The organism is Micromonospora sp. DSM 45708, from assembly GCF_039566955.1.
In the GTDB taxonomy this organism is placed as follows: Bacteria; Actinomycetota; Actinomycetes; order Mycobacteriales; family Micromonosporaceae; genus Micromonospora.
Genome location: NZ_CP154796.1, coordinates 6,939,713 through 6,953,770, shown reverse-complemented (window position 1 = coordinate 6,953,770; position 14,058 = coordinate 6,939,713). Strand labels below are relative to the sequence as shown.

General features: G+C 75.1%; 16 protein-coding genes. 5 read left to right on the top strand and 11 right to left on the bottom strand.

The genetic code is table 11. The annotated features are described in order from the left end of the window. The first annotated feature begins 8 nt into the window (after positions 1 to 8). Positions 9 to 1,130: an SAM-dependent methyltransferase gene (locus VKK44_RS30605; RefSeq protein WP_343444659.1), complete on the top strand. Its 1,122-nt coding sequence runs from the start codon at positions 9 to 11 to the stop codon at positions 1,128 to 1,130. Further along, entirely contained in the window at positions 1,127 to 2,296 is a 1,170-nt protein-coding gene (locus VKK44_RS30600; RefSeq protein ID WP_343444657.1) for an NADH-quinone oxidoreductase subunit D, read from the top strand. The genes VKK44_RS30605 and VKK44_RS30600 overlap by 4 nt, the downstream gene beginning before the upstream one ends. Before the next feature lie 43 nt (positions 2,297 to 2,339). Here the strand turns inward: VKK44_RS30600 and VKK44_RS30595 are convergent, their stop codons facing one another. From VKK44_RS30595 to VKK44_RS30580, 4 genes are all read right to left on the bottom strand, one after another. Next, on the bottom strand, positions 2,340 to 4,406 hold the full coding sequence (locus VKK44_RS30595; RefSeq protein ID WP_343444656.1) for a hypothetical protein: 2,067 nt from the start codon (positions 4,404 to 4,406) through the stop codon (positions 2,340 to 2,342). 129 nt (positions 4,407 to 4,535) lie between these two features. Continuing rightward, a complete protein-coding gene (locus VKK44_RS30590; RefSeq protein WP_343444655.1) occupies positions 4,536 to 5,540 on the bottom strand; it encodes a glycine betaine ABC transporter substrate-binding protein in 1,005 nt (334 codons plus the stop codon). Positions 5,541 to 5,741: 201 nt separating this feature from the next. Next, positions 5,742 to 6,464 carry an ABC transporter permease gene (locus tag VKK44_RS30585; protein ID WP_343444654.1) on the bottom strand — a complete coding sequence of 241 codons (723 nt, stop codon included), beginning with the start codon at positions 6,462 to 6,464 and terminating at the stop codon, positions 5,742 to 5,744. A 55-nt stretch (positions 6,465 to 6,519) separates the two neighbouring features. Beyond that, the gene (locus VKK44_RS30580) at positions 6,520 to 7,206 is read right to left on the bottom strand and encodes an ABC transporter permease (RefSeq protein ID WP_343444653.1); all 687 of its coding nucleotides are present in this window, start codon (positions 7,204 to 7,206) and stop codon (positions 6,520 to 6,522) included. Positions 7,207 to 7,208: 2 nt separating this feature from the next. Between VKK44_RS30580 and VKK44_RS30575 the strand changes: the two genes are divergently transcribed. Beyond that, complete coding sequence (locus VKK44_RS30575) at positions 7,209 to 8,201, top strand: ABC transporter ATP-binding protein (protein ID WP_343444651.1); 993 nt, start codon at positions 7,209 to 7,211, stop codon at positions 8,199 to 8,201. 199 nt (positions 8,202 to 8,400) lie between these two features. Here VKK44_RS30575 and VKK44_RS30570 read toward each other — a convergent pair whose 3' ends face one another. The 7 genes from VKK44_RS30570 to folP all read right to left on the bottom strand — a co-directional run bounded on the left by VKK44_RS30570 (position 8,401) and on the right by folP (position 12,976). After that, positions 8,401 to 8,892, bottom strand: coding sequence for a hypothetical protein (locus VKK44_RS30570; RefSeq protein WP_343444650.1), 492 nt, complete (start codon positions 8,890 to 8,892; stop codon positions 8,401 to 8,403). An 82-nt stretch (positions 8,893 to 8,974) separates the two neighbouring features. Beyond that, positions 8,975 to 9,277: a hypothetical protein gene (locus VKK44_RS30565; protein WP_343444648.1), complete on the bottom strand. Its 303-nt coding sequence runs from the start codon at positions 9,275 to 9,277 to the stop codon at positions 8,975 to 8,977. Between the two features lie 62 nt (positions 9,278 to 9,339). Continuing rightward, positions 9,340 to 10,572 carry an ABC transporter permease gene (locus tag VKK44_RS30560; RefSeq protein WP_343444646.1) on the bottom strand — a complete coding sequence of 411 codons (1,233 nt, stop codon included), beginning with the start codon at positions 10,570 to 10,572 and terminating at the stop codon, positions 9,340 to 9,342. Between the two features lie 118 nt (positions 10,573 to 10,690). Next, positions 10,691 to 11,221, bottom strand: a complete 531-nt coding sequence (locus VKK44_RS30555; RefSeq protein WP_458351585.1) for a DUF3180 domain-containing protein — start codon at positions 11,219 to 11,221, stop codon at positions 10,691 to 10,693. Continuing rightward, a complete protein-coding gene (gene folK / locus VKK44_RS30550) occupies positions 11,218 to 11,745 on the bottom strand; it encodes a 2-amino-4-hydroxy-6-hydroxymethyldihydropteridine diphosphokinase (RefSeq protein ID WP_343444645.1) in 528 nt (175 codons plus the stop codon). Before folK ends, VKK44_RS30555 begins: the two co-directional genes overlap by 4 nt. After that, positions 11,742 to 12,101 carry a dihydroneopterin aldolase gene (gene folB, locus VKK44_RS30545; protein WP_343444644.1) on the bottom strand — a complete coding sequence of 120 codons (360 nt, stop codon included), beginning with the start codon at positions 12,099 to 12,101 and terminating at the stop codon, positions 11,742 to 11,744. The genes folK and folB overlap by 4 nt, the downstream gene beginning before the upstream one ends. Continuing rightward, positions 12,098 to 12,976 carry a dihydropteroate synthase gene (folP, locus tag VKK44_RS30540; protein WP_343444642.1) on the bottom strand — a complete coding sequence of 293 codons (879 nt, stop codon included), beginning with the start codon at positions 12,974 to 12,976 and terminating at the stop codon, positions 12,098 to 12,100. The genes folB and folP overlap by 4 nt, the downstream gene beginning before the upstream one ends. Positions 12,977 to 13,336: 360 nt before the next feature. Here folP and VKK44_RS30535 point away from each other — a divergent pair, with 360 nt between their 5' ends. Continuing rightward, positions 13,337 to 13,651 carry a hypothetical protein gene (locus VKK44_RS30535; protein ID WP_091070155.1) on the top strand — a complete coding sequence of 105 codons (315 nt, stop codon included), beginning with the start codon at positions 13,337 to 13,339 and terminating at the stop codon, positions 13,649 to 13,651. 14 nt (positions 13,652 to 13,665) lie between these two features. After that, a complete protein-coding gene (locus tag VKK44_RS30530) occupies positions 13,666 to 14,028 on the top strand; it encodes a hypothetical protein (RefSeq protein WP_089157613.1) in 363 nt (120 codons plus the stop codon). The last annotated feature ends 30 nt before the right edge of the window (positions 14,029 to 14,058 follow it).

Here is a 14,058-nt window from a genome sequence, read left to right as displayed (position 1 = left end):
ATGAACTGATGGCGCTCCGCTGGCGCGACGCGATGGAGGCCGCGCTGTACGGCCCGAACGGCTTCTTCGTGGCAGGTCGGGGCCCGGCCGCCCACTTCCGCACCAGCGTGCACGCGTCCCCGGTGTTCGCGTCGTGTCTCGGGCACGTCCTCACCGCACTCGACCTCGCGCTCGATCACCCCGCCCGGCTGGACGTGGTCGACGTGGGCGCCGGTCGGGCCGAGCTGCTCCGCGCGTTGCTGGGGGCCGTCGTGGCGACGCCCACCGGGCCGTCGCTGGCGGAGCGGATCCGTTTCGTCGCGGTGGAGAAGGCCGCCCGCCCGGCCGACCTGCCCGCGGAGATCGAGTGGCGACCCGACATCCCGGCGGGCATCACCGGCCTGCTGCTGGCGACCGAGTGGCTGGACAACACCCCCCTGGACGTCGCCACCCACACCCCCGACGGCTGGCGCCACCTCCTGGTCGACCCCGCCACCGCCCGCGAGACGCTCGGCCCTGCCCTCTCCCCCGCCGACGCCGCCTGGCTCACCCGCTGGTGGCCGCTCCCGCCTCCGCCGTCCCACGTGATCAAGGAGTTCGCGTCGGGCCCGACACCGAACGGCGACGCCAACTCCTTGATCAGCGACGAGCGCGGGTGGTCGGGCGGGTGGGGGCAGCCGGGCGGGTGGGGGCGGGTGGAGATCGGGCGGGAGCGGGACCAGGCCTGGGCGGAGGCCGTGGGGCAGGTGCGGCGGGGGGCGGCGCTGGCCGTGGACTACGGGCACCTGCGGGAGTCGCGGCCGGTGGACGGGACGTTGACCGGGTACCGGGACGGACGGCAGGTGCCACCGGTGCCGGACGGGTCGTGCGACGTGACCGCGCACGTCGCCATGGACTCGGTCGCCTCCGCCGGTGAGCGGGTCGCCCGGTGTGCGTACACCCTGGTGTCGCAGCGGGCGGCGGTGCGGGCGCTCGGGGCCGACGGCGGGCGACCGCCGCTGAGCCTGGCCTCCCGGGACCCGGCCGGCTACCTGCGGGCGCTGGCCGCGGCGTCGGCGGTGGCCGAGCTGACCGACCCGGCCGGCCTCGGCGGGCACTGGTGGCTGTGGCAGCCGGTCGGCGTCGACCTCGACCCGCTTCTGGCACGATGACGGGCATGACCACGGACGCCGGCGACCTCCGCGAACTGACCGTCGGGACCGGCGCCGGCGGTGAGCAGCTCGGCACCGACATGGTGCTCAACATCGGGCCGCAGCACCCGTCGACGCACGGCGTGCTGCGCCTGCGCCTGGTGCTCGACGGCGAGCGGGTCGTCGCCGCCGAGCCGATCGTCGGCTACATGCACCGGGGCGCGGAGAAACTCTTCGAGGTACGCGACTACCGGCAGATCATCGTGCTCGCCAACCGGCACGACTGGCTCTCCGCGTTCTCCAACGAGCTGGGCGTGGTGCTCGCGGTGGAACGGCTGATGGGCATGGAGGTGCCGGAGCGCGCCACCTGGCTGCGGATGGCGCTGGCCGAGCTGAACCGGGTGCTCAACCACCTGATGTTCCTCGGCTCGTATCCGTTGGAGATCGGCGCGATCACGCCGATGTTCTACGCGTTCCGGGAACGGGAGACCATCCAGGCGGTGATGGAGGAGGTCTCCGGCGGTCGGATCCACTACATGTTCAACCGGGTCGGCGGCCTGAAGGAGGAGGTGCCGGCCGGCTGGACCGGCCGCGCCCGCGCCGCCATCGGCGAGGTCCGCCGACGGATGCCCGACCTCGACCACCTGATCCGCCGCAACGAGATCTTCCTGGCCCGCACCGTCGGCGTCGGCGTGCTCTCCGCGGCCGACGCCGCCGCGTTCGGCGCGTCCGGGCCGGTCGGCCGCGCCTCCGGGCTCGACCTCGACCTGCGCCGGGACGAGCCCTACCTGGCCTACGACCAGCTCGACGTGCCGGTGGTGACGAAGACCGCCGGGGACTGCCACGCCCGGTTCGAGGTGCTGCTCGACCAGGTGTACGCGTCGCTCGACCTCGCCGAGCAGTGCCTGGACCGGGTGGACCGGATCGGCGGGCCGGTGAACACCCGGCTGCCGAAGGTCGTCAAGGCCCCCGAGGGGCACACGTACGCCTGGACCGAGAACCCGCTCGGCATCAACGGTTACTACCTGGTGTCCCGGGGCGAGAAGACGCCGTGGCGGTTGAAGCTGCGCACCGCCTCGTACGCGAACGTGCAGGCACTGTCGACGCTGCTGCCCGGGTGCCTGGTGCCGGACCTGATCGCCATCCTCGGGTCGATGTTCTTCGTGGTGGGCGACATCGACAAGTGACCTCCGGCGCGGCGGCACCGCCGCACGGGCGGTCGGGCCACGGTCAGCGCCAGCGGTCGGCGGTGTCCCGGGGCGTCGGGCCGTAGCCGTCCGGCTCCGGACGGCGCCACTCCGGCTCGGGCTGCCACTCCGGTTCGGGCTGCCGCCACTCCGGCCCGGGCTGCCGCCACTCGGGCTGGCCGCTGCGTTGGGTCGGCGGTCGCCACGCGTCCGGCATCGGCACGCCGCCGGCCGGCAGCGCCGGCTGCCCCTCCCCCGACCAGCCGCCGCCCGGCGGCGACTCCCGGTCGTGCCGCGGCACGCCGACGTCGGGGTACGCCGCCTCCCGCCGCGACGCGCCGGAATCGGGGTACGCCGGGCCGGTGCCGTGGTGGCCGGATGGCGTGCCCCGGACGGAGGCCCACCGGTCCTCGACCCGGTACCCGGTGCTGCCGCCGTCGGCGTGCACCGCGGCCCGCCGCTCCCCGACCCGGACCTCGCGCCCCTGACCGTCGTCGCGGACCTCGGCCCAGCGGTTGCCGGCGCGCAACTCGGACCAGTGGCCGCCGTCCGGCTCCCCGACCGCCGCCCCGCCGTACGGTTCGGGCGGCGCCGCCCGCTCGTGCGCCCCGGTCGGCCGCCAACCGGCCTCCGCGGCCGACGGCCGCCCGGCCCGGTCGTCATCCGCCCCGGGCCAGGGGCGCTGCTCGTCCGCCGGCCGGCCCGACCGCGAGCCGGTCGACCAACCGTCCTCCGCCGGCCGCGCCGGCCAGCCCCGGTCACCGCCGGCGGCACGGCCGACGCCGGCCCACGGGTGCTCCCGCCCCTCGCCGCCCCGGGATCGTCCGTCGCCGGGCGGGCCCGACCGGAAGCCGTCGTCCCGCCCGCCCGGCCACGCCGGGCCGTCGCCCGCACCGTCGTCCCGCGCGCCCGGCCACGCCGGGCCGTCGCCCGCACCGTCGCCCCGCCCGCCCGGCCACGCCGGGCCGTCGACCCGGGCACCGGGCCAGGCCCGATCCGGGTCGGACCGGGGCGCTCCGGGCCAGGCGTCCTCCCCGGCAGCGGGCCAACCGGAGCGCGCCGGCTCGTCCCCGGCCGGCTCGCGGTGGCCGGCACCGCGCGGTCCGGCCGGCTCCGCACCCCTCGGCCGTTCCTCCGCCGACGGGGACCAACGGCCGGCGTACCCCCCGTACCGGGAACCGGCCGCGTCCCCGCCGCCGTCCACGATGGTGTGGCGCGTGGTCACGTGCACGGTCTCGGTGTGGTGGACCACCCCGACCGGACGCGATTCCGGTCGGGCCCCCGGTTCGGGCACCCGTGCCGCGCCGTACACGCCGCCGCCGGCCCGTTCCGCGTCCCGCCCGGCGGACGGCGGCGGCTCCGTGCCGTGGCCGCCGAACTCCGTACGCTCCGCGCGCGGCCGGGCCGCCGCGGTCGGGTAGCCGCGGAACTCCGCGTGCTCACCGGCCGGGCGGTCACGATCGGCGCCATGCGGCTCGGGTCGCGCCCGGCCCTCGACGGCGTACGCGTCGGATCCGGACCGCTCGGCCCGGTCGTCGACGTGGCGGCCGGTGGCGTCCGGACGGCCCGCCCACGGCGTATCGACCTGCTGGTCGGTGCCGAAGCGACCGTCGGCCGGCCGGCTCGACCCGTCCTCGTCGGGGCCGGCCGGACGCACCCCCGCGTCGTACCCCCCGACGACCGGCACCCGGGCCCGCCCGCCCGGGCGATCCTCGGCGGAAGGGGCGGCCAGGCCCGCAGCCGCCGCGTCGAGCCGCTGGCGCACCGCGCCGGCCGCGTCCTCCGCCCGTCGCGCCTGGTCGAGTGCCTGGTTGCCGCGCTGGGCGGCGGCCACGATCTCGGCCCGCAACTCCCGCCGGAGCTGCTCCAACTCCTCGCGCAACCCCTCGGACACGGTCCCGTCGGCGCCGTTGTCGGCCCGCAGCGCGATGGAGAGACCGATCAGCACGACGGCGAGGATCGCGAGCACGGCACCGAACCGGAGCGTGCCGTTGCCGTCGGCGACCAGCAGGATCAGCGCCGCCAGGGGGGCCAACCCCACACCGGTCCAGAACAGGACCGTCAGCAGCGTCGGGGGGCGCTTGTCGGTGGGGGCGACCGAGGCGGGCATGGGTGAGCAGAGTACCGAGAGTTCCACCGGAGCGGAACGGGTCGGCACAGTCGGATGCCCGCACCGCCGGCCGGGCCACCAGCCCCGACGCGCCGCCGGCCGGTCGGTGCGACCGGCCGGCGGCAACGGTCAGCTCGTGGCGAGCGCCGCGTCGGAGGAGAAGACCAGACCGACGCTGGCGGAACCGGTCTTCAGCGCGTTCTTGGTCTGCGGGCCGCCCGCGTCCAACGAGCTGAACGAGCCGGCCTTGAAGTCGTAGACCTCGACGAGCCCGGCCTGGCACTTCGGCCGCTGCGGGCACTCCGGCGGGCCGGCCAGCACGGTGGCCTGGCCGGAGCACTTGGCGGCCAGGTCGGAGAGCGTGGACACGCCGTACTTGTCGGCGAAGGCCTTGGTGACCGCGAACGCGTTCTGGTCCTGCGCCTGGGACGGCTGGCCGAACACCAGGCCGGACTTCTCGCCCTCGGTCTTGAGCGCCGCGACCGTCTTCTCCAGCTCGGGCGAGGAGATCGGCTGGGCGTCCTTGCCGTTGGCCTTGGTGTTGAGGAACTCCGCCATGGTGGCGGCGTACTCCGGGACGACCTGGATCTGGCCCTTCTCCAGGGCTGGCTCGTAGAGCTCCCGGTTGCCGATGGTCTGCACCTTGACCTGGTAGCCGGCCGCGGTGAGCCCGATCTTGTAAAGCTCGGCGACGGTCTGGCTCTCGCTGAAGTTGCCGGCGCCGACCGTCACCTGGCCGCCCGGACCCTTCTCGATCCCGTCGGTCACGCCGTTGGCGCCGGCGAACTCCTGGGCCGCCACCTGAGGCGTCTTCCGGTCGACGTCGACCGCCCGGTTGAGCTGAATCAGCTTGGTGGTGTCGAGCTTCGCGGAGACCTTGTCCAGCGCGGCCACGAGCTGCGGGGTGGCCGCCTTCTTGTTGATCGCGGGAAGGACGTTGTCGGTGTTCTGGAGCTTCTTGTCGTCGGTGAGGACGACGAGTTGGTCACCCGCCACCGGGGCGCAACCGGCGCCCGAGGCGCCCGCCTGGGGCGCGTCGGTGCCGGACGAGCCGGCGTCGCCGCAGCCGGTGAGAAGACCCGCCGCGACGAGGGCGCCGAAGGCCCCCGCGGCCAGCCGTGAACGTGCGCGCATCAGATGCCCGCCTTCCGTGTCCCGGCGCGGCCCTCTCGGGCCGGCCGCGTGTCCGACGGGCGATCCGTACGCCGCCCGTGACTTCACCCAACATCCTCACCGACCGGGACGACAAATTCGGAGCGGTTTTCGTCATCGGATCGTCACCCGGGGGCCGAGCGACAGTGACCGCCGTCTCGGTGCCCGCCCGGACGCCGGGCGTCAGCCGCCGGCCGTGGCCGCCGCCGCGCGGCGGTTCGCCCGCCGTTGGACCCGACGCAGCGGACGCGGCGTGACCAGCCGCTCCAGCACCGCGAGCACGCCCTCGACCAGCAGCGCCAGGCCGGCCACCAGGACGCCGCCGGCGATGATCTGGCCGCCACCGGCGGCGATGTCGAGGCCGAAGCCGGCGCGGATGATCTGGCCCAGCCCGCCGCCGTTGACGAAGGACGCCAGGGCGGCGGTGGCCACCACCTGCACGGCCGCGGTCCGGAACCCGGCCGCCAGATAGGGCACCGCGAGCGGCAGCTCCACCCGGCGCAGCACCTGCCCGCCGGAGAGCCCCATGCCGCGCGCGGCGTCCCGGGCCTCCGCGTCGGCCTGCCGCACCCCGGTGTACGCGTTCGCCAGCAGCGGCGGCACCGCGAACACGGCGAGCGCCACCACCACGGACGCGCGGCCGAACCCGAGGAAGGTCAGCGGCAGGATGGTCAGCAGGGCCAGGGTGGGGATCGCCAGCGTGACGTTGGAGACCAGCAGCACCAGGCCGCCACCCCGGCCGCTGTGCCCGAGCCAGAGGCCGATCGGCCAGGCCACCAGGCAGCCGAGCAGCACCGCCAGGGCGGACATGCTCAGGTGCTCGCCCAGCCGGTCCAGCACGCCGCCCGGATTGGTCCAGTTCAGCGGGTCGTTCAGCCAGGTCACGGCCGCCTGCACCGGGTTCACCGAACTGACCTTCCGTTCGCGACCGCGGTGCTCCGCGGCGCCGTACTCCTCGCGCTCACGAGTTTCTCCCGCGCAGCCAGGGGGTGAGCAGCCGGCCCACGCCGGCCAGCACCAGGTCGAGCGCCAGCGCCAGCAGCACGCAGAGCACCGTGCCGGTCATGATCTGCGCCTTGTAGAAGTTGTTCTGGAAGCCGGCGAAGATGAGCTGGCCGAGCCCGCCCCGGCCCACCACCACCCCGACCGTGACCAGCGCGACCGTGGAGACGGTGGCCAGGCGCAGGCCGGTGAGGATGCCGGGCAGCGCCAGCGGCAGCTCGATCCGGAACAGCCGGCCCCAGCGGCCGTATCCCATGCCCTCGGCGGCCTCCCGCACCTCGGGCGGCACCTGGTTCAGGCCGGCCAGCGTGTTGCGCACGATCACCAGCAGCGCGTACAGCGCCACCACGGTGAGCACCGTCACCGCGCCGATGCCGAGGTAGGGGGCGAGGAACGCGAACAGCGCCAGCGACGGGATCGTGTAGAGCACCCCGGTCAGCGCCAGGATGGACGCGGCCAACGACCGGAACCAGTACGCTGCCACCGCGAGCGGCAGCGCCACCAGCGCGGCGATCACCACGGCCCGGCCGGTCAGCCAGGTGTGCTCGCGCAACGCGGCGAGGATGCTGTCAGAGTTGTCCCGCACGTACCGCCAGGAGAACCACGGATTACCCGGGGCGGCCCGGTAGCTCAGGTGGAGGAACACACGTGGACGTTACCCCGGGGGCCCCCGCCGGTCACGGCGCCGCCTCGATCACGCTGGAGCGCATCCGCAAGCGCTATCCGGACGGCACCGAGGCGGTCCGCGAGCTGAGCCTGGAGGTCCAGGCAGGCGAGCTGGTGGTGCTGATCGGCCCGTCCGGCTGCGGCAAGTCCACCGTGCTGCGGATGATCAACCGGTTGATCGAGCCGACCGACGGGCGGATCCTACTCGGCGACGACGACGTCACCCGGGTCGACCCGGTGACGCTGCGCCGTCGCATCGGCTACGTGATCCAGAACGTCGGTCTCTTCCCGCACCAGACCGTGGCCACCAACGTGGCGACCGTGCCGGGGCTGCTGGGCTGGTCCCGGGAACGGACCCGGGCCCGGGTCGGTGAGCTGCTGGAGCTGGTCGGGCTCGACCCGGCGCAGTTCGGCAAGCGCTACCCGCACGAGCTCTCCGGCGGCCAGCGGCAACGGGTGGGGGTCGCGCGGGCGCTCGCCGCCGACCCGGTGGTACTGCTGATGGACGAGCCGTTCTCGGCCGTCGACCCGATCGTCCGGACCCGGTTGCAGGAGGAGTTCCTCCGGTTGCAGGCCGAGGTCCGCAAGACCATCGTGCTGGTCACCCACGACCTCGACGAGGCGGTCCGGCTGGGCGACCGGATCGCGGTGCTGTCCGAGGGCGGCGTCCTGGAGCAGTACGACCGGCCCGCCGCGCTGCTCGGCTCGCCCGCCTCGGCGTTCGTCCGCGAGTTCGTCGGCGCCGACCGGGGCATCCGGCAGCTCGCGGTCACCCCGGTGACCCGCGCGGTACTCGACCCGCTCCCGGCCGGCGACGCCGACGGCCTGCCCACGGTGCCGCTGGGCAGCTCGGCCTACGACGCGCTGGGCACGCTGCTCACCGCCGGCGCCGACCGGGCGGTGGTCACCGAGGACGGCCGCCCCCTGGGGCTCCTCGCCCGGACCCGGGTGCTGACCCTGGGCGCGGTCGACTGACCCGGTCCGGCCGACCATCCGCGCGAGGTCAGGCCCGGCCGCCCCGACCGGCTCGACCTGGCCAGGCCGACGATCCCGCGCGAGGTCAGGCCCGGCCGCCCCGACCGGCTCGACCTGGCCAGGCCGACGATCCCGCGCGAGGTCAGGCCCGGCCGCCCCGACCGGCTCGACCTGGCCAGGCCGACGATCCCGCGCGAGGTCAGGCCCGGCCGCCCAGGCTGGCCAGGCCGACGATCCAGCCGGCGAACAGGCCGTACGCGGCGCCGGTGCTCGCGGCCTGGAACGCGGCGTAGAGCGTGCCGTGCGGCCCGAGCAGCGTGGCGAGCAGCGCGCTGAGCCCGGCCGCCAGGGCGTACGCGCCCCAGCCGGAGAGGAACTGGCTGCCCGAGGCCGCCACCCGGTCGACCTGTGGACCGGGCAGCAGGTAGAGCAGCGCCGCGGCCAGCACGATCAACAGGATCGCCCGCAGGTTGGTGGCGAGCACCCCCTCGTCCGCGTGCCACTGCCAGGCCGGCCAGGCCAGCAGCCGCAGGAACCAGCCGCCCGCACCGGTCGGGTCGGTGTGCTCCTGCGCCCAGCCGACGTACATCGGGCTGCCGCCGACCGCGACGAGCAGGAACGCGGCGAGCGTGCCGGTGCCGGCGGCCGTGCCGTACCGGGGGACGGTGCGGGGGCGGTTGGTGAGGGCCATGGGACGGTCAGTTCCCGGGCCGCCGCGGCGGGCAAACCTGCCCGGCCGCCTGACCGCCGCCGGCCGGCGCGCGGCCACCGGGTCAGTGCTTCATCAGGTAGTCGATGAAGGCGGCACGCAGCAGCGGCGCGGACTCCTCGTAGCCGTGGCCGGTCAGCTCGCGCCACAACGCGTTGGCCTCGTCGATGGTCGGCCCGACCGAGTTGGGCGCACCGTCCAGGGCGGCGGCCTCGTCGGCGTTCGGCAGGTGCCGCAGCACCGACCAGAAGAACCCCACGTCGCGACGCTCCCGGGCCAGGTGGAACGCCTGCTCGCGCAGCTCCTCGGTGGAGAGCCTGTCGAGCTCGTCGAAGGTACGGCCGCCGGGGGCAGGAGTCTCCGTCATGCCGCCGAGCCTAACCGGCGAGATCAGCTCCGGCCCGCCGGACGCGACGCCGGCGGCGGGCGTCAGCGGCCGTCGGTGTCCCACCGTCGTGGCTCGCTCTCCCAGCGCGGCGCCTCCCAGGCGTCGACCGGGGTGTCGGTGTCCCGTACCGGCAGCACCGACGGCCAGGTGTCGGTCGGCTCGGGCCTCGGCGGCATCACCCAACCGCCGCTGATCGTGCCGTCGCCGGGCGACCGGAGCGGTGCGGGCGCGCCCGCGGCGGGCCCGGCCGGGCGGGGCCGGCCGAACGTCTCCACCAGTCGGGTGACCACCAGCCCGGCACCGAGGACGGCGCCGCCCACCGCCCACCGGCTGATCGTCCAGTCGTGCGCGTCGGCCCAGACCTGGAACACCACCACCAGGCAGACCGCCAGCAGGGCGCCGAAGATGCCGCCGCGCCGGCCGTACGCGCTGGTGCCGCCGAGCAGCACGGTGCCGACCGCCAGCACGGACCAGTCCAGCCCGGTGCCCGGCGGGACCGGGCCGTGCCCGTTCGCGGCGATCAGCACCCCGCCGAGCATCGCCAGCACGGTGGAGCCGACGAGCGCCAGCGCGGTCACCGTGGCGGCCACCGCGCCCCGCCGCCGCGCCGGGTCGGCGACCGGACGGAACCGGCCGAGCAGCCGGCGTACCGGTTTGATCGCGCCGAACAGACCACCGAGGACGGCCACCGCGGCGAACCCGACGAAGAGGTAGAGCGCGGTGCGGCGGGGGTCGTAGTCGCCCTGGACCGCGACCGGGCCGGTCCGCCGCTCCAGCCAGACGATCACACCGGCCGCGCCGGCCAGGCTCGCCGCCCAGCCGGGCACGTGCAGCACCACCACGGCCAGGGCGAGCGCCAGCCCACCGGCCGCCGCCACCGCCAGCGCCGGCAGCAGCGCGTCCCGCAGGCCCCGGTCGCCCTGCTCGGCGAAGTGCAACGCGGCGGCCAGCGCGACCGGACCGACCGCGAGGTTCACCGCGGCGGCCCGCAGGCTCAGGCCGGCGGCCAACGTGAGCAGGCCCAGCCCGGCCACGTCGACCAGCAGCATCTTGAGCGCGCCGCCGCGCAACGCGTCCGAATCCTCGCGCCAGAGCAGCCAGGTCACCGCGATCAGGCCGGCCAGCAGCAGGAACTCCCAGACCACGTGCACCGCGATCCGGTCCCGGCCGGGCTCGCCGTGGGACGGGTCGTCGAAGACGTTCTCCAGCACCGCGGCGGGCACGCCGGACGACGTCTCCGGTGGCGCCGTCCGGCCCGACTCGTCGTACCCCATTGGCCCGTGCCTCCCAGCTGGCCGCGTCCGGCCCACTTCGCGGGCGGACCGGTGGCGACCGTCGCTCTCCGGTCGCCAGGGACGGTACCTGCGGGCGGAGACGGGGGAAACCCTCTGCTCAGCGGCGCCCGCGCGGCGTCTCCCGGTCGCCCGGCTCCCGGTCCTCGTCGTCCTCCTGCTCGGGCACCCGGCACGAGCGCTCCAGCCAGAGCGCGGCCACGACCAGGGCCAGCGAGGCGACCAGGCCGGCCACCGCGGCCGGACGGTCGCCGACGGCGGCGTTGGTCCGCTCCACGAAGAGCCAGCCGACCAGGCCCGCGTAGAAGCCGGCGAAGATGGCCCCGGCCAGCGCGGACGCCTTGGCGAGCACCACGAAGCGGGCGACCAGGAGCGGATTCACCGGCTCCCGGCCGGGCCGGCGCTCGACCCGGGCGCGGGTGTTGGCCGCCGCGTAGCCCTCCAGCACGGCCAACCCGGCCAGCGTGACCACCGGCAGCCACGGCAGGTCCGGGGCGAAGTCGTAGTAGAAACCGCTGATCAGCAGCCAGGCCACCGCCGCGGCGGCCAGACCGGCCACGACCAGCGTGGAGACCCGGGTCGGACCCATCCGGAAGCGGTCGGGGTCCTGCGGGGGCCGGGCCGTACTCATGCGTCCGACTCTAGCGTCAGATCGGGCCGTGGGCTCAGTTCCAGGGCGTCGGCGGCCAGCGGCTCGGCGTTGAGCAGGTCGGTCAGCCAGCCGTGCCCGGGCAGCCGGCCGTGCGGCTCGATGTCGATCCACGGCCGCAGCACGAACGCCCGCAGGTGCGCCCGGGGGTGCGGCAGGGTCAGCTCGGGATCGTCGCTGAGCACCGGCTGCCCGGCGGCGTCCCAGACCGCGATCACGTCCACGTCGAGCGTGCGCGGCCCGTACCGCCGCGCCGGGTCGCGGGTCCGGCCGGCCGCCGCCTCGGCGGCCCGGGCCCGTGCCAGCCAGTCCTCCGGCGCCGCCGCCGGGTCCGCGACCATCACCGCGGCGTTCAGGTACGCGGGCTGCTCCGCGTCCCCCCACGGTGGAGTCTCGTAGACGCCGGAGACCAGCAGCACGCCGTCGCCGAGCGCGGCCACCGCGCCGCGCAGGTGGTCGAGGCGGTCGCCGAGGTTGCTGCCGATCGACAGCACGGCCCGGGTCACCGGGTACGCCGCATCGTGACGGCCACGTCGCGGAAGGCGTGCGGGATCGGGGCCTCCGGCTTGTGCACGGTCACCGTCGCGGCCACGACCAGCGGCTCGGCCAGGCAGACCGCGAGCAGCCGGTCGGCGAGCGTCTCGATCAGGTTCACCGGCTCACCGGTGAGCACGGCGACCAGCCGCTCGGCCAACTCGCCGTAGTGCACGGTGTCGGTCACCTCGTCGGAGCGGGCGGCCGGGCCCAGGTCGAGTTCGAGCACGGCGTCGACCACGAACTCCTGCCCCTGGGCCCGCTCGAAGTCGTAGACGCCGTGCCGCCCGTGCGCGCGCAGGCCGGTCAGCTCGATCCGGTCGGTCATCGGTCCCCTCCGCTCCGGGCGCCGGCCCGCGCCGCACCCGCCAGCCGCGGGCGGCCGGTGGCCCGCCAGACCGCGAGCGCGTCGGCCGTGCCGCGGACGTCGTGCACGCGTACCCCCCAGGCGCCGGCCGCGACGGCCAGCACGCTTGTCGCGATGGTCGCGGCCTCCCGGCCGGCGGTGGGGCGCGGCTCGCCGGCCGGGTCCGGGAGCAGCCGGCCCAGGTAGGACTTGCGGCTGGCCCCGAACAGCAGCGGGAAACCGAGGTCGACCAGCTCGGGCAGGCGGGCGCTGAGTTCCCAGTTGTGCGCGGCGGTCTTGGCGAAGCCGAGCCCGGGGTCGACGATGATCCGGTCGGCGGCGACGCCGGCGGCGAGCGCCGCGTCGACCCGCTGCCCCAGCTCGGCCCGGACGTCGGCCACCACGTCGGTGTAGGTGGCCAGGTCGCGCATGCCGCGCGAGGGGCCCCGCCAGTGCATGAGCACCCAGGGGCAGCCGGCGTCCCGGACCACCCGGGCCATGTCCGGGTCGGCGAGCCCGCCGGAGACGTCGTTCACCACGTCCGCGCCGGCCGCGAGCACCGCCTCGGCGACCCGGGCCCGGCTGGTGTCGATGCTGACCGGGATGCCGGCGGCGCTCAGCTCGCGGATCACCGGCAGCACCCGGGCGGTCTCGGTCTCCGCGTCGATCCGGTCGGCGCCGGGCCGGGTCGACTCGCCGCCGACGTCGACCAGGTCCGCGCCGGCCTCGCGGAGTCGCACCCCGTGTGCGACGGCGGCGTCCAGATCGGCGTATCTGCCGCCGTCGGAGAACGAGTCGGGCGTGACGTTGAGGACGCCCATCACCACCGGGGCGTTCGCCCGTACCAGATCGGTCACGGACCCGACAGTACCGTTCGCCAGCAGGGCTTCCGGCGACCGGGCGCGCCCCGGACACGGCACCCCTGACGTGCGCGTTAGAACAGGTGTACGATCGGTCGTCCGGGTCGAAGCGGGCCTACTCTTCGCGGCTTGTCGCAAAGGTGGCCGGCCCGTACGCTTTGGAATTGCCCAGCATCGAGATGGCGAAGCCCGGAGGGGAGGGCCGAAGCGGGAAGAATCCGCCCAAAGCTCACCACTCTTCGTGGTGGGTGACGGACTCAGCGTCGACGGCGCTGCTCCCGTCGAGCACCATCCCGCCAGGCTTGCCTAACTGCACCATCGCGGCGCCGCCGGCCGCGACCTTTGGGGAGGTTTCCAGTGATCGCCATCGAGCTCATGGCAACGGCGTCCACCGCCGTCGACCACGCGCTCCACACCCTGGCGTCGACTCCACTCGCCGAGCCGGCTCCGAAGGGCATCGACACCGACAACGTCGTCACGTTCTTCGCCAGCAAGGTGGCGCCGATCCTGCTCGCCGTACTCGGCGTGATCTTCATCGGCCGGGCCAGCCGGGGTGAGATCTCCAAGGTGCTGACCAGCTCCGCCATCGCCATCATCGGGCTGGCCTTCATCGCCGGCGCGGCCACACTTTTCTTCGTCGGCGACTACCTGATCAACCTCATCTTCGAGTAGGGCGTTGGGCGACGATGCGGCTGCGCACCGACGACGACATCTACCGGGCTCGCCTCGTCTACCTGGGGCCGCCCGGCTACACCCTGCCCGTCCACCTGCCGTACGCCCAGTACGGCCTGTTCATGCTGCTCGTACCCCTCTACGTGTTCATCCACTGGTTGTTCACGCTCCAGGTCGAGCTCTTCCCCGCCTGGGAGATCTCGCTCGCCATCGTGACGACCTCGTTCATCTTCCGGTACGTCGACCCGGACCGACCGGCGCGCATGGTCATCCGGACCGCGCTGACCGACTGGCGACGCACCCGGGAGCCGGCCGCCGAGCTGCGGGACCCGCGACTCGTCGCGAGCCGGATCAGGATCCGGGAGGAACTGGCATGACCGGGCGTAGGCCGACGGCGCAGACGAACC

Excerpts from the sequence above, each read along its gene's own strand:
- VKK44_RS30605 (WP_343444659.1), top strand. The coding sequence starts at position 9 with ATGGCGCTCCGCTGGCGCGACGCGATGGAGGCCGCGCTGTACGGCCCG.
- VKK44_RS30600 (WP_343444657.1), top strand. The coding sequence starts at position 1,127 with ATGACGGGCATGACCACGGACGCCGGCGACCTCCGCGAACTGACCGTC.
- VKK44_RS30595 (WP_343444656.1), bottom strand. The coding sequence starts at position 4,406 with ATGCCCGCCTCGGTCGCCCCCACCGACAAGCGCCCCCCGACGCTGCTG.
- VKK44_RS30590 (WP_343444655.1), bottom strand. The coding sequence starts at position 5,540 with ATGCGCGCACGTTCACGGCTGGCCGCGGGGGCCTTCGGCGCCCTCGTC.
- VKK44_RS30570 (WP_343444650.1), bottom strand. The coding sequence starts at position 8,892 with ATGGCCCTCACCAACCGCCCCCGCACCGTCCCCCGGTACGGCACGGCC.
- VKK44_RS30565 (WP_343444648.1), bottom strand. The coding sequence starts at position 9,277 with ATGACGGAGACTCCTGCCCCCGGCGGCCGTACCTTCGACGAGCTCGAC.
- VKK44_RS30560 (WP_343444646.1), bottom strand. The coding sequence starts at position 10,572 with ATGGGGTACGACGAGTCGGGCCGGACGGCGCCACCGGAGACGTCGTCC.
- VKK44_RS30555 (WP_458351585.1), bottom strand. The coding sequence starts at position 11,221 with ATGAGTACGGCCCGGCCCCCGCAGGACCCCGACCGCTTCCGGATGGGT.
- folB (WP_343444644.1), bottom strand. The coding sequence starts at position 12,101 with ATGACCGACCGGATCGAGCTGACCGGCCTGCGCGCGCACGGGCGGCAC.
- VKK44_RS30530 (WP_089157613.1), top strand. The coding sequence starts at position 13,666 with ATGCGGCTGCGCACCGACGACGACATCTACCGGGCTCGCCTCGTCTAC.